Source organism: Pseudomonas entomophila (genome assembly GCF_018417595.1).
In the GTDB taxonomy this organism is placed as follows: Bacteria; Pseudomonadota; Gammaproteobacteria; order Pseudomonadales; family Pseudomonadaceae; genus Aquipseudomonas; species Aquipseudomonas entomophila_C.
Genome location: NZ_CP070982.1, coordinates 679441 through 702500, shown reverse-complemented (window position 1 = coordinate 702500; position 23060 = coordinate 679441). Strand labels below are relative to the sequence as shown.

General features: G+C 65.8%; 24 protein-coding genes and 1 pseudogene (1 of these 25 running past the window's edge). 18 read left to right on the top strand and 7 right to left on the bottom strand.

The window, feature by feature from the left end; all coding sequences use genetic code 11:
* On the bottom strand, positions 1-15 hold the beginning of the coding sequence (locus tag JYG34_RS03165) for a CoA-acylating methylmalonate-semialdehyde dehydrogenase (protein ID WP_213659445.1). 1479 nt of this gene lie to the left of the window's left edge; the window shows 15 of its 1494 coding nt (coding positions 1-15); the start codon lies at positions 13-15; the stop codon falls past the left edge of the window.
* A 71-nt stretch (positions 16-86) separates the two neighbouring features.
* Positions 87-1433: an aspartate aminotransferase family protein gene (locus tag JYG34_RS03160; RefSeq protein ID WP_213659444.1), complete on the bottom strand. Its 1347-nt coding sequence runs from the start codon at positions 1431-1433 to the stop codon at positions 87-89.
* 118 nt (positions 1434-1551) lie between these two features.
* Between JYG34_RS03160 and JYG34_RS03155 the strand changes: the two genes are divergently transcribed.
* The 6 genes from JYG34_RS03155 (at position 1552) to JYG34_RS03130 (ending at position 7414) form a co-directional block, all read left to right on the top strand.
* Positions 1552-2469: a LysR family transcriptional regulator gene (locus JYG34_RS03155; protein ID WP_213659443.1), complete on the top strand. Its 918-nt coding sequence runs from the start codon at positions 1552-1554 to the stop codon at positions 2467-2469.
* An 89-nt stretch (positions 2470-2558) separates the two neighbouring features.
* Entirely contained in the window at positions 2559-3221 is a 663-nt protein-coding gene (locus JYG34_RS03150) for a TetR/AcrR family transcriptional regulator (RefSeq protein ID WP_213659442.1), read from the top strand.
* Positions 3222-3230: 9 nt separating this feature from the next.
* On the top strand, positions 3231-3815 hold the full coding sequence (locus JYG34_RS03145) for an IMPACT family protein (RefSeq protein WP_213659441.1): 585 nt from the start codon (positions 3231-3233) through the stop codon (positions 3813-3815).
* A 403-nt stretch (positions 3816-4218) separates the two neighbouring features.
* Positions 4219-4905 carry an SDR family oxidoreductase gene (locus JYG34_RS03140; protein ID WP_213659440.1) on the top strand — a complete coding sequence of 229 codons (687 nt, stop codon included), beginning with the start codon at positions 4219-4221 and terminating at the stop codon, positions 4903-4905.
* Positions 4906-5025: 120 nt separating this feature from the next.
* Entirely contained in the window at positions 5026-6381 is a 1356-nt protein-coding gene (locus tag JYG34_RS03135; RefSeq protein WP_213659439.1) for an 8-oxoguanine deaminase, read from the top strand.
* A gap of 82 nt (positions 6382-6463) precedes the next feature.
* Positions 6464-7414, top strand: coding sequence for an adenosine deaminase (locus JYG34_RS03130; protein ID WP_213659438.1), 951 nt, complete (start codon positions 6464-6466; stop codon positions 7412-7414).
* Here the strand turns inward: JYG34_RS03130 and JYG34_RS03125 are convergent.
* A complete protein-coding gene (locus JYG34_RS03125; RefSeq protein ID WP_213659437.1) occupies positions 7411-8121 on the bottom strand; it encodes an ArsR/SmtB family transcription factor in 711 nt (236 codons plus the stop codon). The genes JYG34_RS03130 and JYG34_RS03125 overlap by 4 nt on opposite strands.
* Before the next feature lie 398 nt (positions 8122-8519).
* Here JYG34_RS03125 and JYG34_RS03120 point away from each other — a divergent pair, with 398 nt between their 5' ends.
* Complete coding sequence (locus JYG34_RS03120; RefSeq protein WP_213659436.1) at positions 8520-8717, top strand: hypothetical protein; 198 nt, start codon at positions 8520-8522, stop codon at positions 8715-8717.
* Here JYG34_RS03120 and JYG34_RS03115 read toward each other — a convergent pair.
* Positions 8668-9849 (bottom strand): multidrug effflux MFS transporter, encoded by a 1182-nt coding sequence (locus JYG34_RS03115; protein ID WP_213659435.1) that lies wholly within the window; start codon positions 9847-9849, stop codon positions 8668-8670. The genes JYG34_RS03120 and JYG34_RS03115 overlap by 50 nt on opposite strands.
* A gap of 272 nt (positions 9850-10121) precedes the next feature.
* Positions 10122-10319, bottom strand: coding sequence for a heavy-metal-associated domain-containing protein (locus JYG34_RS03110; protein WP_213659434.1), 198 nt, complete (start codon positions 10317-10319; stop codon positions 10122-10124).
* A 146-nt stretch (positions 10320-10465) separates the two neighbouring features.
* On the opposite strand from JYG34_RS03110, the gene JYG34_RS03105 reads away from it, so the two are divergent.
* From JYG34_RS03105 to JYG34_RS26540, 5 genes and pseudogenes are all read left to right on the top strand, one after another.
* Positions 10466-10852, top strand: coding sequence for a hypothetical protein (locus JYG34_RS03105; RefSeq protein WP_213659433.1), 387 nt, complete (start codon positions 10466-10468; stop codon positions 10850-10852).
* Between the two features lie 54 nt (positions 10853-10906).
* Entirely contained in the window at positions 10907-13306 is a 2400-nt protein-coding gene (locus JYG34_RS03100; protein WP_213659432.1) for a heavy metal translocating P-type ATPase, read from the top strand.
* Complete coding sequence (gene cueR / locus JYG34_RS03095; protein WP_213659431.1) at positions 13303-13707, top strand: Cu(I)-responsive transcriptional regulator; 405 nt, start codon at positions 13303-13305, stop codon at positions 13705-13707. The genes JYG34_RS03100 and cueR overlap by 4 nt, the downstream gene beginning before the upstream one ends.
* Positions 13708-13946: 239 nt before the next feature.
* A pseudogene (locus JYG34_RS26545) lies at positions 13947-15035 on the top strand (HAMP domain-containing protein); the annotation flags it as partial.
* A 90-nt stretch (positions 15036-15125) separates the two neighbouring features.
* Positions 15126-15893 (top strand): methyl-accepting chemotaxis protein, encoded by a 768-nt coding sequence (locus JYG34_RS26540; protein ID WP_420806620.1) that lies wholly within the window; start codon positions 15126-15128, stop codon positions 15891-15893.
* A gap of 65 nt (positions 15894-15958) precedes the next feature.
* Here JYG34_RS26540 and JYG34_RS03085 read toward each other — a convergent pair whose 3' ends face one another.
* Both JYG34_RS03085 and JYG34_RS03080 read right to left on the bottom strand, forming a co-directional pair.
* Positions 15959-16738 (bottom strand): AraC family transcriptional regulator, encoded by a 780-nt coding sequence (locus tag JYG34_RS03085; protein WP_213659429.1) that lies wholly within the window; start codon positions 16736-16738, stop codon positions 15959-15961.
* A 147-nt stretch (positions 16739-16885) separates the two neighbouring features.
* Positions 16886-18163 (bottom strand): acetyl-CoA C-acetyltransferase, encoded by a 1278-nt coding sequence (locus JYG34_RS03080; RefSeq protein WP_213659428.1) that lies wholly within the window; start codon positions 18161-18163, stop codon positions 16886-16888.
* Positions 18164-18277: 114 nt separating this feature from the next.
* On the opposite strand from JYG34_RS03080, the gene JYG34_RS03075 reads away from it, so the two are divergent.
* The 6 genes from JYG34_RS03075 to JYG34_RS03050 all read left to right on the top strand — a co-directional run bounded on the left by JYG34_RS03075 (position 18278) and on the right by JYG34_RS03050 (position 22867).
* Positions 18278-19630 carry a 3-oxoacyl-ACP reductase gene (locus tag JYG34_RS03075; protein WP_213659427.1) on the top strand — a complete coding sequence of 451 codons (1353 nt, stop codon included), beginning with the start codon at positions 18278-18280 and terminating at the stop codon, positions 19628-19630.
* A gap of 2 nt (positions 19631-19632) precedes the next feature.
* Complete coding sequence (locus tag JYG34_RS03070) at positions 19633-20484, top strand: MaoC family dehydratase (RefSeq protein ID WP_213659426.1); 852 nt, start codon at positions 19633-19635, stop codon at positions 20482-20484.
* 94 nt (positions 20485-20578) lie between these two features.
* Positions 20579-20884, top strand: a complete 306-nt coding sequence (locus JYG34_RS03065; protein WP_213659425.1) for a MazG-like family protein — start codon at positions 20579-20581, stop codon at positions 20882-20884.
* The gene (locus tag JYG34_RS03060; protein ID WP_213659424.1) at positions 20881-21630 is read left to right on the top strand and encodes a methyltransferase; all 750 of its coding nucleotides are present in this window, start codon (positions 20881-20883) and stop codon (positions 21628-21630) included. Before JYG34_RS03065 ends, JYG34_RS03060 begins: the two co-directional genes overlap by 4 nt.
* A 20-nt stretch (positions 21631-21650) precedes the next feature.
* Positions 21651-22286: a DUF4136 domain-containing protein gene (locus tag JYG34_RS03055; protein ID WP_213659423.1), complete on the top strand. Its 636-nt coding sequence runs from the start codon at positions 21651-21653 to the stop codon at positions 22284-22286.
* A gap of 20 nt (positions 22287-22306) precedes the next feature.
* Positions 22307-22867, top strand: coding sequence for a DUF4136 domain-containing protein (locus JYG34_RS03050; RefSeq protein ID WP_213659422.1), 561 nt, complete (start codon positions 22307-22309; stop codon positions 22865-22867).
* Positions 22868-23060 lie beyond the last annotated feature (193 nt).

Here is a 23060-nt window from a genome sequence, read left to right as displayed (position 1 = left end):
CTGAACAATGCTCATGCAGAACTCCAGATAAAGAAGGTGAAAGCAGGCGCGCAAAGCTCACGCGCCTGACATCGAATTCACAACGATCAGTCGACCTTGTTCAGGGCTTCGCCCACCGCGTCGAACAGGCGATCCAGTTCCTGCGGCTGGGTATTGAAGGTTGGCCCGAACTGCAGGGTGTCGCCGCCGAAGCGCACGTAGAAGCCGGCTTGCCACAGTTTCATCGCCGCCTCGTATGGGCGGACGATGGCGTCACCGTCGCGCGCGGCAATCTGGATGGCGCCGGCCAGGCCGTAGTTGCGGATGTCGACGACGTTCTTGGTGCCCTTGATACCGTGCAGCAACTTCTCGAAGTGCGGCGCCAGTTCGGCGGCGGACTGCACCAGGTTCTCTTTCTGCAGCAGATCCAGGGCGGCAATACCGGCGGCGCAGGCGACCGGGTGCGCCGAGTAGGTGTAGCCGTGGGGGAACTCCACCGCGTACTCAGGCGTCGGCTGGTTCATGAAGGTCTGGTAGATCTCGCCCGTGGCCACCACCGCGCCCATCGGGATCGCGCCGTTGGTGACCTGCTTGGCGATGCACATCAGGTCCGGGGTGACACCGAAGGCCTCGGCACCGGTCATGGCCCCCATGCGCCCGAAGCCGGTGATGACTTCGTCGAAGATCAGCAGGATGTTGTGCTGGGTGCAGATCTCGCGCAGGCGCTTCAGGTAACCCTTCGGCGGCGGCAGCACGCCTGCGGAGCCGGCCAGCGGCTCGACGATCACTGCGGCGATGTTCGAGGCGTCATGCAACTCGATCAGCTTGAGCATCTCGTCGGCCAGGGCGATCCCGCCCTCCTCCGGCATGCCTTTGCTGAATACGTTGGCGGGCAGCACGGTGTGCGGCAGGTGGTCGACATCCAGCAACTGACCGAACAGCTTGCGGTTGCCGTTGACGCCGCCCAGGCTGGTGCCGGCGATGTTCACGCCGTGATAGCCACGGGCGCGGCCGATGATCTTGGTCTTGGTCGCCTGGCCTTTCAGGCGCCAGTAGGCGCGGACCATCTTCAGCGCGGTGTCGGCGCATTCGGAACCGGAGTTGGTGAAGAACACATGGTTCAGGTCACCCGGCGCGAGGTTGGCGATCTTCTCGGCCAGCTGGAACGACAGCGGGTGGCCGAACTGGAAAGCGGGTGAGTAGTCGAGGGTGGCGACCTGGCGAGCCACCGCCTCGCTGATCTCCTTGCGGGTATGCCCGGCACCGCAGGTCCACAGGCCCGACAAGGCGTCGAAGATCTTGCGGCCTTTGTCATCGACCAGGTAGTTGCCTTCGGCCGCCACGATCAGGCGCGGGTCGCGCTGGAAGTTGCGGTTGGCGGTGTAGGGCATCCAGTGGGCATCCAGCTTGAGCTGGCTGGCCAGGCCGGCCTGGGCGTTTTCGGGCATGTTCATCGGCGGTTCCTCGGAAGACGATTAGGCAACGATGGGTGTTGTTGCAGCTAAGTTGTCACGGGGATAAAGTTCGAAAAACCCAACATTTCTAACCTTCAGTCAGCGGATAACTAAACTAATGAGCCGACGCCCCGATCCTCTTGCCCAGGTCAGCGATTTCGACATCCGCCTGTTGAAGATCTACCGCAGTGTCGTGGAGTGCGGCGGCTTCTCTGCGGCGGAGAACGTGCTGGGCATCGGCCGCTCGGCGATCAGCCAGCAGATGAACGACCTCGAGCAACGCCTGGGCCTGCGCTTGTGCCAGCGCGGTCGCGCCGGTTTCTCGCTGACCGAGGAGGGCCGCGAGGTCTACCACTCGGCGCTGCAACTGCTCAGCGCCCTGGAAACCTTCCGCACCGAGGTCAACGGCCTGCACCAGCACCTACGCGGCGAGTTGAACATCGGTTTGACCGACAACCTGGTCACCCTGCCGCACATGCGCATCACCCACGCCTTGGCCGAACTGAAGGACCGTGGTCCCGACGTGCACATCCAGATCCGCATGATCGCACCCAGCCAGGTCGAGCAAGGGGTGCTCGACGGCAGCCTGCATGTCGGGGTGGTGCCGCAGACCAGCCCACTGTCCGGGCTCGAGTACCAGCCACTTTACAGCGAGCGCTCGCTGCTCTACTGCGCGGTCGGACACCCACTGTTCTATGCCGATGACCAGCAGATCGATGACGCGCGACTCAACAGCCAGGACGCCATCGCCCCGACCTTCCGCCTGCCTGCCGACATCCAGGCGCACTACCAGGCCCTGCACTGCACCGCCAGCGCCTCGGACCGCGAAGGCATGGCCTTCCTCATACTGACAGGCCGCTACATCGGCTACCTGCCCGACCACTACGCGATGTTCTGGGTGCAACAAGGCCGCCTGCGCGCGCTGAAGCCGGCGCAACGCTTCTACGACCTGAGCCTGAGCTGGGTGACACGCAAGGGGCGCAGGCCGAACCTGGTCCTGGAAAGCTTCCTCGAGAGCCTGTCTGCGACACGCTGATGCCTGTGCCTGACGCTAATGCTTGTCACTTCGGCGCAGGCAGGTAATCTGTCCAACATTCGTTGTCACCGACCCGTCCGGAATCGTCCATGACCCTAGAAGTCCCAGCGCATCGCTCCCCCGCCTCGGGCAAGCCCGCCGGCCGCATCCGCCAGAAGAACGAGCAGGCCATCATCCAGGCCGCCGAAGACGAATTCGCCCGCCACGGCTACAAGGGCACGAGCATGAACACCATCGCGCTCAAGGCTGGGCTGCCCAAGGCCAACCTGCATTACTACTTCACCAACAAGCTGGGCCTGTACATCGCGGTGCTGAGCAACATCATCGAGCTGTGGGACAGCACCTTCAACGCCTTGAGCGTCGAGGACGATCCGGCCGAGGCGCTGAGCCAGTACATTCGCACCAAGATGGAGTTCTCACGACGCAACCCACAGGCCTCGCGGATCTTCGCCATGGAAGTGATCAGCGGCGGCGAATGCCTGAGCGAATATTTCAGCGCCGACTACCGCGAATGGTTCCGTGGCCGCGCCGCGGTGTTCCAGGCCTGGATCGACGCCGGCAAGATGGACCCGGTGGACCCGGTGCACCTGATCTTCCTGCTCTGGGGCAGCACCCAGCACTACGCCGACTTCGCCACCCAGATCTGCCAGGTGACCGGCCGTACCCGCCTGACCAAGCAGGACATGGAAGACGCCAGCAACAACCTTATCCACATCATTCTCAAAGGCTGCGGCATCATCACGCGCGCCTGACCCGGACCTATGCCTTCTACCCTGCTCGACCTCTGCGAGTTCCGCGAGGACATCCGCAAGAGCCGCTTCATCACCCTCGCCGGCCCCATCAGCAGCGCCGCCGAGGCGATGGCCTTCATCGAACGCCACAGCGACCTGGCGGCCACCCACAACTGCTGGGCCTGGAAACTGGGCGGCCAGTACCGCAGCAGCGACGATGGCGAACCTGGCGGCACCGCCGGGCGGCCGATCCTCGCCGCCATCGAGGCCCAGGACTGCGACCAGGTAGTGGTACTGGTGATCCGCTGGTACGGCGGTATCCAGCTGGGCACCGGCGGCCTGGCCCGCGCCTATGGCGGCGGCGCCAACAAATGCCTGCAGCAGGCACCCAAGCGATTGCTGGTGCAACGCAGCGAGTTCAGTTGCAGTTGCACTTTCAGCGAACTGGCGCTGGTCAAGCTGCGCCTGGCGGAAGTGGATGGGCTGGTGCTGGATGAGCAGTTCACCGCCAACGGCGTGGACCTGCGCATCGCTTTTGGCGATACCCACCTGGACACACTGCAACAACAGTATGCGGACATCAGCCGCGGGCGCATCCTGTTGGAGCGGCAATGAACGTTGCTCACATCTACTGTGGGCCTGCCTGTGGATAAGCTTTGGGCACTCTTATGCAGCCCTTGTGCCTCTAGGCCTCCAGAAGGTTGAGCATATTTTGATCACAATTGTGTGACAGTGACCCAAGTGACTGAAAGCCTGTGAGTTATCCCCAGCCCAGACGGCCTCGACGCTCAGAAACAAGTATTTCCATACGGCTGGGCTTGCACACAATTACTGTGGAGCAGCTTGTGGATAACCCGTTGAACACCCCGGCAAAGGCCGGTGGCATCGGCCTCCCAGCCTGCCGCTCATTTTTTGATCAGCGGATGGGCACCTGGGCTATGCTCGTCACCCTGGCCTGCCGTTACCGTGTGCGCAGCATCGCCTGTACATAAGGCTCATCATTGAAAGGAGCATCGAAATGACCCAGAACAAGACCGCCCTGATCATCGGCGCCTCCCGAGGCCTCGGTCTCGGCCTGGTGCAACGCCTGCACGAGGATGGCTGGAACATCGTCGCTACCGTGCGCGACCCGCAGAAGCCGGGTGCCCTGGGTGACATCCCTGGGGTGCGCATCGAGCGCCTGGAGATGAATGACACCGCACAGCTCGACGGCCTCAAGCAGCGCCTGCACGGTGAAGTGTTCGACCTGGTGTTCGTCAACGCCGGGGTGATGGGCCCGCTGCCGCAAGACCTGGAGCGCGTCCAGGTGCAGGAAATCGGCGACCTGTTCATGACCAACGCCGTGGCGCCGATCCGTGTCGCCCGCCGCCTGGCCGGGCAGATTCGCGAAGGCAATGGCGTGCTGGCGTTCATGAGTTCGATCCTGGGTAGCGTGACCGTCCCCGACGGTGGCGAGATCTGCCTGTACAAGGCCAGCAAGGCCGCGCTCAACTCGATGATCAACAGCTTCGTGGTCGAGCTGCAACGCCCCGACCTGTGCGTGCTGGCCATGCACCCGGGCTGGGTGAAGACCGACATGGGCGGCGAGAACGCCGAGATCGACGTGCCCACCAGCACCCGTGGCATGCTCGAGCAGGTCAAGGCGCACAGCGGCAAGGGCGGGCTGCGCTTCATCAACTACAAGGGCGAAGCGCTCACCTGGTGAATTGAAAGCCGCGTGGCGAGGCAGTAGACTCGAAACCTCGCCCCCGCGGCGGACCTGGATCAGCAGACAGGGCAACACTGAGCTGGCTAACCTGAACCCACTTTCAGAGGAGCCGGCAACATGCCTGCGACCCGCATCTGGTTGAAATCCCCGCTCGCCATCTTCACCGCCAACAACGAGGACGCCCGTGGCGGCCTGGTGATCGAAGACGGCCGCATCACTGAACTGCTCGCCGCCGGCCAAGCCCCCAGCGCCCCCTGCGACCAGGTATTCGACGCCCGTGAGCACGTGGTGCTGCCCGGCCTGATCAACACCCACCACCACTTCTACCAGACCCTGACCCGCGCCTGGGCGCCCGTGGTCAACCAGCCCCTGTTCCCCTGGCTCAAGACCCTCTACCCGGTCTGGGCGCGCCTCACGCCAGCCAAGCTGGAACTGGCCAGCCAGGTCGCCCTGGCCGAGCTGCTGCTGTCGGGCTGCACCACCGCCGCCGATCACCACTACCTGTTCCCCGAAGGCCTGGACAACGCCATCGATGTGCAAGTCGAGGCGGTGCGCAAGCTGGGCATGCGCGCCATGCTCACCCGTGGCTCGATGAGCCTGGGCGAGAAGGACGGTGGCCTGCCGCCGCAGCAGACCGTGCAACAGGGCGAAGTGATCCTGGCCGACAGCCAACGACTTATCCACAGCTACCACGAGCGCGGTGACGGCGCGCGCATCCAGATCGCCCTGGCGCCCTGCTCGCCGTTCTCGGTCACGCCAGAAATCATGCGCGCCAGCGCCGAACTGGCCGAGGAGCTGGAAGTGCGCCTGCACACCCACCTGGCCGAGACCCTCGACGAAGAAGACTTCTGCCTGCAACGCTTCGGCCTGCGCACCGTGGACTACCTGGACAGCGTCGGCTGGCTCGGCCCGCGCACCTGGCTGGCCCACGGCATCCACTTCAACCCCGATGAAATCGCCCGCCTGGGCGCGGCCGGCACGGGCATCTGTCATTGCCCGAGCTCGAACATGCGCCTGGCCTCGGGCATCTGCCCGACCGTCGACCTGGAAGCAGCTGGCGCGCCGGTGGGCCTGGGCGTCGACGGCTCGGCATCCAACGACGCCTCGAACATGATCCTCGAGGCGCGCCAGGCCCTGTACCTGCAACGCCTGCGCTACGGCGCCGAGCTGATCACCCCGGAACGCGCCCTGGGTTGGGCCACCCGTGGATCGGCGCGACTGCTGGGCCGCAGCGACATCGGTGAACTTGCCGTGGGCAAGCAGGCGGACCTGGCGCTGTTCAAGCTCGATGAACTGCGTTTCTCCGGCAGCCACGACCCACTCTCGGCCTTGCTGCTGTGCGCTGCCGATCGCGCCGACCGGGTGATGGTCGGTGGCCAGTGGCGCGTCATCGACGGCCAGATCGAAGGGCTGGACGTTCAAGGCCTGATCGCCGACCACCGCCAGGCCGCGGCCCACCTGATCGCCGGTTGACCGATCAAGGGCCTGGCCGAGCGCAATGCCCGGCCAGGCCCTGTAGAATGTCGGCCAACCGTACCTGATCGAGACTGCACACATGTATGAATGGCTGAACGCCTTGCCCAAGGCGGAACTGCACATGCACCTGGAGGGCTCGCTGGAGCCCGAACTGCTGTTCGCCCTGGCCGAACGCAACAAGATCGCCCTGCCCTGGGCGGATGTGGAAACCCTGCGTAGTGCCTACGCCTTCAACAACCTGCAGGAATTCCTCGACCTCTATTACCAGGGTGCCGATGTCCTGCGCACCGAGCAGGACTTCTACGACCTGACCTGGGCCTACCTGCAACGTTGCAAGGCGCAGAACGTCATCCACACCGAGCCGTTCTTCGACCCGCAGACCCACACCGACCGGGGCATCCCTTTCGAGGTTGTGCTGGGCGGCATCACCCAGGCCTTGAAGGATGGTCGTGAACAACTGGGTATCGGCAGCGGCCTGATCCTCAGCTTCCTGCGCCACCTGAGCGAGGACGAAGCGCAGAAGACCCTCGACCAGGCCCTGCCCTTCCGCGATGCCTTCGTCGCCGTCGGCCTGGACAGCTCGGAAAAAGGCCACCCGCCCAGCAAGTTCCAGCGTGTCTTCGACCGCGCCCGCAGCGAAGGCTTCCTGACCGTGGCCCACGCCGGCGAGGAAGGCCCACCCGAGTACATCTGGGAGGCAATCGACCTGCTGAAGATCCAGCGCATCGACCATGGCGTGCGCGCCATCGAGGACGAGCGCCTGATGCAGCGCATCATCGACGAGCAGATTCCGCTGACCGTCTGCCCGCTGTCCAACACCAAGCTGTGCGTGTTCGAGCATATGAGCCAGCACAACATCCTCGACATGCTCGAGCGTGGCGTGAAAGTAACGGTCAACTCGGACGACCCGGCCTATTTCGGTGGCTATGTCACCGAGAACTTCCATGCCCTGTACGAACACCTCGGCATGACCCAGGACCAGGCCCGACGCCTGGCGCAGAACAGCCTGGACGCCCGCCTGGTGCGCTAACCCGCCTGCAGCGCAGGCAGACGGGCGATGCCGTTGATCTGCTGGATGCCGAGCGCGGTGATCTGCACCGCCCGGCTTCCCTCCTGTTCGCGGATCCAGCCCGACTGCAGGAACAACGTGAGCAGCGCCTGCCCAAGGCTGCCGCCCAGGTGCGGGCCCTGGTCGCTCCACTCGCTGCAGTGGCAGACGACACAACCGCGTTGATGCCCCGGTGCCAACCCATCGATGTAGAGACCCAGCGCACCCAACTGCTCCCTGCCCTGCTGGCTGACACACAGACGCTGTTCGCTGCCCTCCAGCCAACCCGCGTTCAACAGTCGCTGGAACAGATCGGCAGCCATTTCACCGCCCAGATGATCACCACACAAGCGCGCCCTGCGCATCGACAGAGGGACCTGGGCCGGCGCCACCCGGGACGCGGGCGAATGCCCGTTCACCTGCACACTGGCCAGCGCCTCCACTGCCGCGCCAACCTGCGGTGTCGCCAAGCGAAAGTAGCGCTTGCGCCTGCGGATCTCGAGCTTGAGCAAACCGGCCGACGACAACAGCGACAGGTGCGCGCAAGCCGAAGCGAGGCTCAGCCCTGTGGTCAGCGCCAGCTCGTCCGCCGCCCGTGGTGAACCATCTATCAACGCCCATAGCATGGCGCTGCGCTTGGGGTCGGCCATCAGGCCGGCGACCTGACTGATGGTGCGGACTGCGTTCATGACTGTGGAGCTCCCTGAATGATCTCGTCGGATAGCGACAACCGGCCTCCCCGGGGCGCTGGATTGCGGCGGCAGTATAAGCTGCTCGCCCAACCCGTTAAGTAGGCCGCTCCCGTGGTATCGCGCGGCATGCGTTGCCTGAAACTTCAGGGTGCCAGCCCGCGCATTGTGCCCGATACTCCCGGAATACCTTGGCTACCGCCTGACAAGGTGCGGCCACCGTACGCAGGCCGCCCGACAAGACCGACAAGTCGCTACACCAAATACCAGGGATAAAACAGAAAGCTTCCCGCCACCTCCCCACCATGACCGTCAGTCTGAGTCCTGACCACGGTCATGCCGGGCGCCCACAGTGGCGCTAAACTTCATCCGCTTTCGCTCACTGGAGGTGGATCGCGATGAAGATTGTCGTCAGTGCGTCGAACCGAAACCCGAACTGCCCCTGGCAGGTCCAGCTCGATCAACACGTGGTGAGTTTCCGCAGCGAAGCCGAAGCGCGGGCATTCGTCGCCGTGCTGGAAACCCGCCTGAAGGCGCCACACCCACTCACGCCGGCCGACTGGACTGCCAGCGCCGGGTCAGCATTGCGACACTGACCACCAGTGCGCCGCACAGGCTGATCACCAGGGCCATGGGCACCGCGCTGCCATCATGCAGCAACCCGACCAGCGCCGCCGCACCAGCGGCGACACTGAATTGCAGGCAGCCCATCAGTGCCGAGGCGCTGCCGGCGCGCGCGCCCTGCCCGCTCATGGCGCACGCCGATGCATTGGGGGCAATGCAACCCAGGCTGGCAATGCAAATGAACAGCGGCACCAACAGCGGCCACAACGCGTCCGGGTGCCACGCCGCTACCGCCAGCAACGCCATGGCGGCTGCCAGGTACAGCCACACTGCGCGCGCCAGCAGGAACGCCGGGCCACGTTTGGACAACAGGCGTGCGTTGACCTGGGCCATGAGGATGAACCCAGCGGCATTGGTGCCGAACAGCCAGCCATAGTGCTCGGCCGGCACACCGTAGAGCTTGATGAAGACGAAAGGCGACCCGGCGATGTAGGCAAACATCCCGGCAATCGCGATGCCCCCGGTCAAGGCATGGCCGATGAACACGCGATCGCCCAACAGCCGCAGGTACTGGCGCAGGGCGCCGGACAGTGGCTGGCGCGGTACCGAGGCCGGCAGGCTTTCCGGCAAACCAAGCGCCACGGCCAACAGACACACGGCGCTGAACAGGCTCAAAGCGAGGAAGATCGATTGCCAGCCGGCCAGGTTCACCAGCACGCCACCAAGCATCGGCGCGAGGATCGGCGCCAGGCCCATCACCAGCATCAACTGCGAGAACACCTTGGCCGAAGCTACCGCGTCGCATTTGTCGCTGACGATCGCCCGCGACAGCACCATGCCGGCGCAACCACCCAGCGCCTGGACGAAGCGCGCCAGGATCAGGCTGTCGAGGTTGGGGGCATAGGCGCAAACCAGCGAGGCGAAGGTGAACAGGCCGACGCCGAACAGCAGCGGGATGCGGCGGCCGAAGCGGTCGGCGATCGGGCCATAGGCCAGCTGACCGAGGGACAGGCCGAGAAAATAGGCGGCCAACGTAGTCTGCACATGCTTCTCGTCGGTGCCGAAGGCATGGGCCATGGCGGGGAAAGCGGGCAGGTAGAAGTCGATCGCCAAGGGCCCGAACGCACTGAGGGCGCCCAGGATCAGCAAGGTTCGCAGGTTCATGGGGAATCCATAGCAGGCTAAGCAAGTGCCGTTAGTCTACCTGCATGGGGGCCTTACGATGAAAACCTTTGTAACAGTTGAGGGGTTATTCCAGCGCTGCAAGAGCCTGTGGGAGCGGGCTTGCCCGCGAATAAGGAGGTGAATTCACTACCGCATTCGCGGGTAAACCCGCTCCCACAGGTACCGTGCAATACCGCTAGGAGCCAGCGTTGCTGGCGATGCCCGGCACAGCCGGCCGGCCACGTCAACCCGGTCAGGCCACGTCAACCCGGTCAGGCCACGTCGGCCTGGTAGCCCTCGTCACGAATCGCGGTAAGGATGCGCTCGGCGTCCAGCGCGCTCTGCACACGGACCTGACGGGCCGCCAGGTCCACCTCCACCCGCGCCGCCGCGTCCTGCTCCTGCACCGCCCGGGTCACGGCCTTCACGCAGTGGCCGCAGGTCATGCCTTGTACGTTGAACACTTGCATCGAGGTTGCCTCCTTCAGGGTTTGCCGCAGTTTCGACCTTGCCATCGGGGCAAGGTCAAGTTCTGGCTGAAACGGCCGGGCTGGAAATCCGCGCGCGGCTCGGCCAAGCTGCGCCTTTGACGATTTAGCCAAGCAGGAGATTCATCATGATCAGGGCTGCATTGACCCTCGCCGGATTGCTGGGTGCGCTGGCCGTGGTACCACCGGCCAGCGCCGAGGGCAACGCGGACTACAGCGTGCTGATCATTTCCCGGGAGCGCCTGGAAGTGGCCACCAGCTGCGAGATCGGCGTCTACCTCAACGATCAGCTGTCCGGCCGCGTGTTCCAGGAACAGTCGACTTCGTTCAACCTGCCGCCAGGCCCGGTCGATGTGCGCCTGCGCCTGCTGCCTGGGCAGGTGCCGGGCTGCGCCCCGGGCGTCGAGGACCAGCGCAGCACGCGCCTGACGCTGCAGGCGGGCCAGATCAACAAGTACCGCATTGCCATGGGGCATGATGGCCTGGTGTTGAAGCGAGCCGACCTGGGCTATTGACCTTGACCGCATGGCAAGGTTGATGCTGGAGGCCAGTCCACGGAGGAGAGAGCCATGCCCGCATCCACCACCTTCGACCTGCCGATCGCCGGCATGACCTGCGCCAGTTGCGCCGGTCGCGTCGAGCGCGCCTTGCGCAAGGTCACAGGCACCGAACACGTCAGCGTCAACCTCGCCACCGAACAGGCCCGGGTCCAGGCCCCGGCCGACAGCCTGCCCGCCCTGGTCGGCGCGGTGCGCGAGGCCGGTTACAGCGTACCCACCCGCACCCTCGAACTGCAGATCGGCGGCATGACCTGCGCCAGCTGCGCCGGCCGTGTCGAACGCGCCCTCGGCAAGCTGCCGGGCGTGGAGCAGGTCAGCGTCAACCTGGCCAGTGAGCGCGCCCATCTTGAAGTACTGCAGGCGGTCGATGACGGCGTCTTGATCAACGCGGTGGAAAAAGCGGGCTACAGCGCAAGCCTGCCACGCACGGCTCACGACGACCACACGCAAGCAAAACGGCGGCTGCGCAACGAGCGCCTGGCGGTGGGCGCCGCGTTGCTGCTGGCCCTGCCTCTGGTGCTGCCTATGTTGGTGCAACCCTTCGGTCTGCACTGGATGCTGCCCGCCTGGGCCCAGTTCCTGCTCGCCACGCCCGTGCAGTTCATCCTCGGCGCGCGCTTCTACGTGGCCGCCTGGAAAGCCGTGCGCGCGGGTGCCGGCAACATGGACCTGCTGGTGGCCCTCGGCACCAGCGCAGGTTACGGCCTGAGCCTCTACCAATGGGCCAATGCCCACGCCGGCATGGAGCCGCACCTGTATTTCGAAGCCTCGGCGGTGGTGATCGCCCTGGTGCTGCTGGGCAAGTACCTTGAAAGCCGCGCCAAGCGCCAGACCGCCAGCGCCATCCGCGCCCTGGAAGCCTTGCGCCCCGAGCGGGCTCTGCGTGTCGTCGAGGGCCGCGAGGAGGACGTCGCGATCAGCCAGCTGCGCTTGGGCGACCTGGTCCTGGTCAAGCCCGGTGAACGCTTCCCTGTCGACGGCGAAGTGCTCGAAGGCAGCAGCCACGCCGACGAAGCCCTGATCAGCGGCGAGAGCCTGCCGGTGCCCAAGCAACCCGGCGACACCGTCACCGGGGGCGCGATCAATGGTGAAGGCCGCCTGCTGGTCAAGACCCAGGCATTGGGCACCGAGACTGTGCTGGCCCGCATCATTCGCCTGGTCGAGGACGCACAGGCGGCCAAGGCACCGATCCAGAAACTGGTCGACCGGGTCAGCCAGGTATTCGTCCCTGCGGTGCTGGTGCTGGCGCTGATCACCCTGATCGGCTGGTGGCTGGCCGGTGCGCCGCTGGAAACCGCCTTGATCAACGCCGTGGCCGTGCTGGTGATCGCCTGCCCTTGTGCCCTCGGCCTGGCCACGCCCGCCGCGATCATGGCCGGTACTGGCGTCGCCGCCCGCCACGGCATCCTGATCAAGGATGCTGAAGCCCTGGAACGCGCCCACGCGGTGAACCGGGTGGTATTCGACAAGACCGGCACCCTCACCTCGGGCAGCCCACGGATTGTCCACAGCCAGGCAAGCAACGGCGATGGCAGCGAACTGCTGCGTTTGGCCGGTGCCCTGCAACGCGGCAGCGAACACCCGTTGGCCAGGGCCGTGCTCGACGCCTGCGCTGAACAGCATCTGGATGTACCGACGGTAAGCGACAGCCAGTCCCTCACCGGCCGGGGCATCGCCGGCCAGGTGGAGGGTCGGGAGCTGGCGCTGGGCAACCGTCGCCTGCTCGATGAAAGCCTGCTCCAACCCGGCGAGCTGGCGACCAGCGCCCACGCCTGGGAAGCAGAAGGCCGCACCCTGTCATGGCTGATCGAGCGTGGCGACCAGCCTCGAGTACTGGGCCTGTTCGCCTTCGGCGACAGCCTCAAGCCCGGCGCCGGCCAGGCCATCGAGGCGCTGCATGCCCGTGGCATCAGCAGCCACCTGCTGACCGGTGACAACCGTGGCAGCGCCAAGGTGGTAGCCGATGCCCTGGGCATCGACGACGTGCACGCCGAAGTGCTGCCGGCCGACAAGGCGGCCACCGTTGCCGCGCTCAAGCAGGACGGCGTGGTGGCCATGGTCGGCGACGGCATCAACGATGCCCCGGCCCTGGCCGCCGCCGATATCGGCATCGCCATGGGCGGTGGCACCGACGTGGCCATGCAGGCCGCCGGCATCACCCTGATGCGCGGCGATCCGCGCCTGGTGCCAGCCGCCCTGGAGATCAGCCGCAAGACCTACGCGAAGATCCGCCAGAACCTGTTCTGGGCCTTCATCTACAACCTGGTGGGCATCCCTTTGGCGGCCCTGGGCTACCTCAACCCGGTACTGGCCGGGGCGGCCATGGCCCTGTCCAGCGTCAGCGTGGTGAGCAATGCCTTGTGGCTGAAAACCTGGAAACCCACCACGATCGACCAGGAGGCGCCATGAACATCGGCCAGGCCGCCCGCCGCAGCGGGCTCAGCGCCAAGATGATCCGCTATTACGAGTCCATCGGCCTGCTGCGCCCGGCCAAGCGCAGCGACAGCGGCTACCGCCTGTACCAGCAGGAAGACCTGCACAGCCTGGCATTCATCAAACGCTCCCGTGACCTGGGGTTTTCCCTGGAAGAAGTGGCCAAGTTGCTGACCCTCTGGCAGGACCGCCAACGCGCGAGTGCCGATGTGAAGGCGCTCGCCATGCAACATATCGATGAATTGAACCGGCGCATCGAGGAGCTGGTGAGCCTGCGCGATACCCTGGGTGAACTGGTGAGCCACTGCCAGGGCGATGACCGGCCGGATTGCCCGATCCTCAAGGACCTGGCCAATGGCAGCGGTTGCTGCCATTGACCCGGCCCCTGTAGGAGCCAGCCTTGCTGGCGAACCAAGCGACGCGGTGGATGGCTCGCCGCCAAAGCCGGCTCCTACAACGGGCATTTGGTATGCCATATTAGCCTTGCGCCGACCGATACCCCCTCAAACCTGACTTTCGCCCAATAAATACTGGCATTCCCCTTCAAGAAACCCAGACCGTGCCGATGCCCTGATACCGGCCTCAAGCATCGACAAGAAAAAATCTGGGAGCGTGGATGAACATCAAGCAGAAACTGACCTGGGCCTTCGCCGTGATCGCCGGCCTGCCCATCGTCCTGGTCGCCACCCTGGTGGTGCTCAACCTGCGCGGCGAAGCCCGCGACGATTTCCTCGACAACAGCAGCCGGGAAATCCGCCAGGTCGGTAACGCCATGGACATCTTCTTCCAGGGCATCACCCAGAACGTCGACTACCTGGCCGCCCAACCGCTGGTGGCCGCCACAACCGACAACGTGAAGAAACACATCAGCGCGGACGCCGCCACTATCGTGCCCGGCGAGCAGGACAAGGCGCTGTTCGACCTGTTCTCGCGCCTGGCTCAGAGCCACCCGGACTACGCCTACGTCTCCTACGGACTGAAGGACGGCGGCTACGCGTTCTGGCCCGGCGACCCGAAGATGGCCAACTACGACCCGCGCACCCGCCCCTGGTACCAGGCCGCCATGGCCAACCCCGGCAAGACCCTGCGCACCGCGCCCTACTACTGGGCCGGTGACGACGCAGTGCTGGTCAGCACCGTGCGCGCGGTGGCCAACCAGCTGGGCAACCCGGGCGGGGTGGTCAACATCGACGTGTCGCTCAAGGGCCTGACCGAGATCGTCAAGCAGATCAAGCTGGGCGAGAGCGGCTACCTGATCCTGATGGAGCACAACGGCAACGTGATGGTCGACCCGCGCGATGCCAGCCACAACTTCAAGCAGCTCGCCAGCCTGGGCGGTGGTTACGCCGACCTGGCCAAGGCCGGCAAGGGCCTGGCGGAAGTCGAGATCAACGGCGAGCGTTTCATGGCCAACGTCTATCCCGACGAGCAACTGGGCTGGACCTTCATCGGCCTGATCCAGCAGGACGAGGTCATGCAGACCACCACCCGCCTGACCTGGTTGATCGGTGCCGTCGCGCTGGTCCTGGCAGCGGTGTTCGCGGCTGTCGGCGCGGCGTTCGCCAAGCTCATCGTGCGCCCGATCAACAGCGTCAGCAGTGGCCTGGAAGGCATCGCCCAAGGTGAAGGCGACCTGACCCGCAACCTGGAGATCCGTGGCCGCGACGAAACCGCCCAGCTGGCCAGCTGGTTCAACCAGTTCCTCGGGGCCATCCGCAGCCTGATCCAGCATATCGGTACGGCGGCCAACAAGATCCTCAGCACCTCCAGCAGTTCGACCCGGGTTTCCGGCGACATGGCAGAGGCCGCCGGACGCCAGCGCGAAGCCGTGGACATGGTCTCCACCGCGTTCCATGAGATGGTCGCCACCGCCAACGAAGTGGCCCGCTCCTGCAGCCAGGCGGCGATGTCGGCCGACAGCGGCCAGCAGCAGGCCCGTGAAGGCCAGCAGCAGATCGACGCGGCAGTACAGAGCGTTGATCGCCTGAGCCAGGAAATCGAACAGTCGGCACAGTCGATCCAGCAGCTGGAGCGCGACAGCAACGCGATCCAGTCGATTCTCGGTACCATCCGTTCGATCGCCGAGCAGACCAACCTGCTGGCACTCAACGCTGCCATCGAGGCGGCCCGCGCCGGCGAACAAGGCCGTGGCTTTGCGGTGGTGGCCGATGAAGTACGCGCCCTGGCCAAGCGCACCGCTGACTCCACCGCTGAGATCGATGGCCTGCTGGGCAACCTGGCCAGCCGCACCGCGCAGGTAGCCGAGCAGATGCACGCGAGCATCGAGGTGTCGCAGCAGTCGGTCAGCCGTATCGGTATGGCCCGCGACAGTTTCGGGCAGATCCGTGAGTCGGTGGACATCATTCGCGACATGAACACCCAGATCGCCACCGCCGCCGAGGAGCAGCACCAGGTGGCCGAGGACATCAACCGGCACATCAGCCAGATCCACGGGGATGCCCAGCTGGTGGCAGAGCTGGCCCAGGCGGCGCGGCAGGATTCCGAGAGTTTGGCGGGGTTGTCCAACGAACTGGATGCCTTGGTGCGCAGGTTCAGGACCTGAGGTGCCTGGCGCCGCAACAGACTGCCCCTAAAGGTCGATTCGCGACAGACCTGCAGGGGCTGGCTTCAGAGCTTGAGCTCTCCGGGGGTGGCGCCAAACAGTTGCTTGAACGCCGCAATGAATGCCGATGTCGAGTCATACCCGCAGCCCAGCGCCGCCTGGGTCACGCTCTCTCCCGCCTCCAGCAGCGCCAGCGACGACAGCAGGCGCATGCGCTGGCGCCAGTTGCGAAAACTCAAGCCCGTCTCGCGCTGGAACAGGCGCATCAACGTCTTCTCCGAGACGCCCAACTGCAGCGCCCATTGCTGCAGGGTCTGGGGCTGATCTGGTTCGGCGATCAGGCCATTGCACAACGCCAGCAACCCCGGGTGACGGGGCAACGGCAGGGAAAACCCCACCTGCGGCAAGGTCTGCAACTGGTCCAGCAACACCGCAACCAATCGCGCCTCGGTGCTCTCCCCCTCCGGATAGTCCACCGCGAAAGTGCAGAACTGCTTGATCAGTTCCCGCGCCAACGGCGTGACTTCCAGCACCCGGCACTCCGCTGGCGCCCAGGTACAGGCATCGTGGCGCACGTACAGGCTGCGCATCTCGGCCTGCATCGAGGTCACCACTTCATGCTCGGTGCCGGCGGGAATCCACACGCCCCACTGCGGCGGTGCAAAATAGCTGCCGTCGCTGGTGTAGACGCCGAGCACGCCGCTGATGGCGTAGGAGAACTGCACCCAATCGTGCTGGTGACGGGTGGTCCAGGAGCCGGCGCCCAGGCTTTCGGCGCGGGCGTAGAGTGGCCGGGGGAGTCGGTCCAGGTCGGGAATGGGGCGGGGATGTCCGATACTCGGCATGAGGGCTTCTTGTGGCGCTGACCAGACAAGCGTAACAGGTGTCGGTCGGCGTTGGCCCTTTCGCGGGTAAACCCGCTCCTACAGGTTCAGCGGTGCTCCTGTGGGAGCGGGTTTACCCGCGAAAGGATCGACTCGGACCCTGGTCGATCAGCGCTCTACGATCGCCGTCACCCCCTGCCCCCCCGCCGCGCAGATCGAAATCAACCCGCGCCCCTTGCCCCGCCTGGCCAGCAACTTGGCCATGTTGACCAGAATCCGCCCCCCGGTCGCGGCGAACGGATGCCCTGCCGCCAGCGAGCTGCCATGAACGTTGAGCTTGCTGCGGTCGATGGCCCCCAGCGGCGCCTCGAGCCCCAGCCGGGTGCGGCAGTAGTCGGCATCTTCCCAGGCCTTGAGCGTGCACAGCACCTGGGCGGCGAAGGCTTCGTGGATTTCGTAGTAGTCGAAATCCTGCAGGGTCAGGCCATTGCGCGCCAGCAGGCGCGGCACCGCGTACACCGGTGCCATCAGCAGCCCCTCCTGGCCATGGACGAAGTCCACTGCGGCGTTCTCGCCATCGACCAGGTAGGCCATGACCTCCAGATCGTGCTCTTCGGCCCATTGCTCGCTACCCAGCAGCACCAGCGAGGCGCCATCGGTGAGCGGCGTGGAGTTGCCTGGGGTCAGGGTGCCCAGGCCACTGCGGTCGAACACCGGCTTGAGCGCTGCCAGTTGTTCGAGCGTGAGATCCGGGCGCAAGTTGTTGTCGCGGGCCAGGCCCAGGTACGGGGTTAGCAGGTCGTCGTGCCAGCCTTCGGCATAGGACGTCGCCAGGTTCTGGTGGCTGAGCAGGGTCAGCTCGTCCTGCTCGGCGCGCTCGATGTGCCAGGCCTGGGCCATCTGCTCGCAGTGCTCACCCATGGACAACCCCGTACGCGGTTCGCCGTTGCGCGGCAACGTCGGGATCAGATGCCTGGGCCGCAGCTTGAGAAACGGCTTGAGCCGCTCGCCCAGGTTCCGCCCGCGATGGGCCAGCAGCAGGATCTGGCGCAGACCCTCGTTGACCGCGATCGGCGCGTCGGAGGTGGTGTCGACACCGCCGGCGATACCGCTGTCGATCTGCCCAAGGGCGATCTTGTTGGCCACCAGCAACGCCGCTTCAAGCCCCGTGCCACAGGCCTGCTGGATGTCGTAGGCCGGGGTCTGCGGCGCCAGCCGCGAGCCGAGCACGCATTCGCGGGTCAGGCTCATGTCGTGGGAATGCTTGAGCACCGCGCCTGCGGCCACTTCGCCCAGGCACAGGCCATGCAAGCGGAAGCGTTCGATCAGCCCTTCCAGGGTGGCGGTGAGCATCGCCTGGTTGCTGGCCTTGGCATAGGCGCCATTGGAGCGGGCGAAAGGGATCCGGTTTCCACCCAGGATCGCGACCCGGCGAGTTGAACGCATGCCTGTTCCTCCTGAAACAAATTGATCCGTAAGACTAGGTTCTTTTACAGCATTCGAACGCCCCTGCGACAAACTTGGTCCACACTGCATGCTTGCCTTTCAGGGAGAACCCCCATGAGCGATCGCTACATCGGTTTTGCCAACTCCGCCCTCGGCCGCCGCCTGGTCGATGCCCTCGGCCTGCCGCGCCCGGTGCCGCTGGAGCGCTGGCAAGCCGGCCGCCTGCGCCCGGTGGAGGGTGCGCTGGTGCTCGGTGGCGGGCCGCTGGCCAGGCATGTCGAGACAATTGCCCCGCGCCTGACCGCCGATTGCTACAGCTTCAATGACGACAGCCTGGTCTGCGCACCCTGGGTCGCCGGCCTCGGGCCGAAGCTCAAGGCCGTGGTGTTCGACGCCAGTCACCTGTCCGACAGCGACCAGCTCAAGCAGTTGCGCGAATTCTTCCAGCCCTTGCTGCGCAGCCTGGCGCCCTGCGCCCACGTGGTGATCCTCGGTCGCCCGCCGGAGGGCCTCGACGACCCACAGGCCAGCGTCGCCCAGCGCGCGCTCGAAGGTTTCAGTCGCTCGCTGGCCAAGGAACTGCGCAATGGCGCCACGGCCAACCTGCTGTATGTCGGCGCCGGTGCCGAAGACCAGTTGGACGGCGCCTTGCGCTTTTTCCTGTCCCCCAAAAGCGCGTTCGTTTCCGGCCAGGTGTTGCGCCTGAACGCATGCGCCGCCCAGGTCGAGGACTGGACGCGTCCGCTGGCCGGGCGCCGCGCGCTGGTCACGGGCTCCGCCCGCGGCATCGGCGCGGCCATCGCCGAGACCCTGGCCCGTGATGGCGCCGAGGTCACCCTGCTGGACGTGCCCCAGGCACAAAAGGACCTCGACGCCCTGGCCGCGCGCCTCGGTGGCCGCGCCCTGGCCCTGGACATCTGCGCCGCCGACACTACCGCGCAACTGGTCGAGGCACTACCCGACGGCCTGGATATCCTGGTGCACAACGCGGGTATCACCCGCGACAAGACCCTGGCCAACATGACCCCGGAGTACTGGGACGCGGTGCTCGCGGTCAACCTCAAGGCGCCGCAGGTGCTGACCCAGGCACTGCTGGAGGCCGGTACGCTGCGCGACGACGCGCGCATCACCCTGCTCGCTTCGGTCAGCGGCATCGCCGGCAACCGTGGCCAATCGAACTACGCCGCCAGCAAGGCCGGGCTGATCGGCCTCGCCCAGGCCTGGGCGAAACCACTGGCCGAGCGCGGCGCCAGCATCAATGCCGTGGCGCCGGGCTTCATCGAGACCCACATGACCGCCGCCATGCCCATGGGCCTGCGCGAGGCCGGGCGGCGCCTGAGCTCGCTGGGCCAGGGTGGCTTGCCGCAGGATGTCGCCGAGGCCATCGCCTGGCTCAGCCAGCCGGGCTCGGGGGCGGTCAATGGCCAGGCGCTGCGGGTCTGTGGCCAGGCATTGATGGGGGCCTGAGCATGAACCGACCCTGGCATGAACTGCACAGCCCCGATTCGAGCACCAGCCTGTACCTGCGGGCGCTGGCCAAACGCAAGATCCATGGCAGCACATTGCCCGAGCAGGGCCTGCGCTGCTTCCTGCGGGTCGACCCGCAACAGCTGGCGGCTTACCGTCGGCTTTGCCACTTCGTCGACGACGGCCGCTTGCCGGGCACCTACCCCCATGTCCTGGCGTTCGCCCTGCAGATGCAGCTGCTGACTGCCCATGAGTTCCCCTTCCCGTTGCTGGGCCTGGTGCACCTGCATAATGCCATCCAGGTCCTGCGCCCGCTCGGCGGCATCGACGGCCTGCGTTTTGCGGTGTACGCCGACAACCTGCAACCCCACGAGAAAGGCGGCACCTTCGACCTGGTCACCGAGGCCGAAGACGGCCTGGGCCTGCTCTGGCGCGAAACCAGCCGCATGCTGGTGCGTGGCCTCAAGCTCGATTATCAGGGCGTTGAAACGCCCGAAACCGAGCCCGCCGTCCTGCCCGAAGCCACCCGCTGGTATGCCGACAGCGACATCGGCAGGCGCTATGCCCGGGTCTGCGGCGACTACAACCCCATCCACCTGAGCAGCGTCACGGCCCGGCTGTTCGGTTTTCCCAAGGCCATCGCCCATGGCATGTGGAGCAAGGCGATGGCGCTGGCGGCGTTGCAGGGGCATTTACCTGCGGCGGGTTATGAGTTCGCGGTGGATTTCCGCAAACCGGTGCGCCTGCCTTCTGAAGTGGTGCTCAGTGCCAGCGACGCCGGTGAGGCAGGCGAATTGCGGCTGGATGGGCACGGGGGGTTGCTGCACATGACCGGAGGGTGGAAGCCGCTTTGAACGCTGCCTCGGCCTTCGCTGGCAAAGCCGGTTGCCACTGGCGCTTGCTTTGCGGTGCCCCTCGCCGGAAGCTATGCGCCACGAGGAGACCCCGATGAACCTGCAAGAACTGACCGAGCGCCTGCACCGCATTCGCGACAACAATGACTGGCGCGGCTTCCACAGCCCGAAGAACCTGGCCATGGCCGCCAGCGTCGAGATGGCCGAACTGGTGGAAATCTTCCAGTGGCTGAGCGAGGACGAATCGCGCCAGCTCCCTGCCGACAAGCTCGCCCACGCCGGCCAGGAGGTCGGCGACATCGTCCTGTACCTGTTGCTGCTGTGCAGCGAGCTGGGCCTGGACATGAACGAGGTGGTGCGAGCCAAGCTGGCCGACAGCGAGAGGCGCTTCGCCAAATGAACGACCGTCACTTCGATGAACTGGCCACCCGTTTCGCCGAGAAGATCTACGGTGGCGCCAAGGGTGCCATCCGCCTGGCGGTGCTCCAGGCCGACCTCGCCGAGACGCTACCCGACCGCCCGCTGCGTATTCTCGACATCGGCGCGGGCCTGGGCCACATGGCCCTGTGGCTGGCCCAGCGCGGCCATCACCTGACCCTCGCCGAACCCGCCGCGCCCATGCTCGACGGCGCCCGCGAGCGCTTCAAGGAAGCCGGCCAGGCCGCCGAGTTCATCCAGGCGCCCTGGCAGGATCTGCTGGGCCAGCTCACCGAACCCTACGACGTGGTGCTGTGCCACGCCGTGCTGGAATGGCTGGCCGAACCCGAGAGCATCCTGCCGGTGCTGCACCAGTTGACCGCGCCCGGAGGCTGGCTTTCGCTGGCCTTCTACAACCGCGACGCGCTGGTCTACCGCAACCTGCTCAAGGGGCATTTCCGCAAGCTGCGCAGCAACCGCATGGCCGGCGAGAAACAGAGCCTGACCCCGCAAAAACCACTTGATCCACGGGACCTCAAGGCGCAACTTGAACCTCTGTGGCAGGTCGAAAGCGAGAGTGGCGTGCGCGTGTTCCACGACTACATGCCCAAGGAGTTCCAGGAAAAGGCCGAGCTGCTCGACCTGCTGGAAATGGAACTGGCCCACCGTCGCCACCCAGGCTTTGCCGGGCTGGGCCGCTACCTGCACTGGATCTGCCGCCCCCACTGACACCCCGGCCAGGAGACACCATGTTGTATCGCTCGCTCTGCCTGGCCCTGCTGCCCCTCGCCCTGGCCGCCTGCCAGGGCAGCAACCCCTACGTGGCCAGCAGCAAGCCCCTGCCACCGGCACCGCCCCAGGCGGCCAGCACCTTCGACGCCAGCGCCTACCCGGCTGCGCCACGCGACTACGGCCGCTATCGCAGCTGGAGCTGGCGCAACAACCAATTGCCCAGCGGCATGGCCAGCGCCGACCCCGCACAACTCGCCGACGCGGTCAGCAGCGCCCTCGACCAGCATGGCCTGCGCCCGGCCCGCAGTGGGCCGGCGGACCTACTGGTGAGCGCTGACCTGCGCCTGGAGCGGCGCCTGCGCCAGGTGCGCGACTACGACTACTACGACCCCTACTACGGCCCGTACCCCTACGGCAGCATCGGCTACGGTGGCTACCGCAACGGCTATGGCGCCTATGGCAGCGTACCGATCGTGCGCACCTACGAAGTCGAGGTGCTGGTGGTGCGCATCGACCTGTTCGATGCCCGCAACGGCCAGCCGGTATGGAGCGCCAGCGCCGAGAGTGGCAGTGGCAAGGACTCGCCGCGTGATCGCGAAAGCGCCCTGCGCGAATCGGTGGGCAAGGCGCTGAGCGGCTATCCTCCCAGTTAACTTCGCCCTGGAGAACCATCATGTTGCGCCGCCACGTTCTACTTGCTTTCGCGTTGTTGCTCGCGGCCTGCTCGAGCAACAACGTCCAGCAGGACTTCGATGCCAGTCGCGATTTCGCCGCCTATCGCAGCTGGGCCTGGCAGGAACCCGGCCTGCAGTATCGCCCGGACGATCCGCGCATCAAGAGCGACCTGACCGAGCAACGCATCCGCCAGGCGGTGGCCGAGCAGCTCGACCAGCGTGGCCTGCGCCCGGCCCAGGCCAACGCCAAGCCTGATGTGAGGGTGCGCGTCTACCTGATCGTGGAGGACCGCCAGCAGCAGATCACCACCAACTACGGTGGTGCCTGGGGCGGTTACTGGGGGGGCTACTGGGGCGGCCCGATGTACAACGAGACCCGCAGCGTCGACTACAAGGTGGCGACCATCCAGATCGACCTGTTCGACGGTCGCGACGGCAAGCTGGTGTGGCGCGGCAGCGCCGAGCAGATCATGAACAACTACCCGCCCAGCCCGCAGGAGCGCAACGTGGCGATCCAGAAGACGGTGGCGCAGGTGTTGAGCCAGTATCCGCCGCATTGAGCGCCTGTAGGAGCGGCTTCAGCCGCGATCACCCGCTGAGCGGGTGCCAGACACCGCGGTGCCTGGATCGCGGCTAAAGCCGCTCCTACAGAGGCAGGACAGTCGTTCCACGAGCGCCCAGGTCAAGGCAACTTGCCATCACCTTGACTACACTCCTTTGACCGCCGCCGCGCTGCCGGGCCGAAGGCCGGCA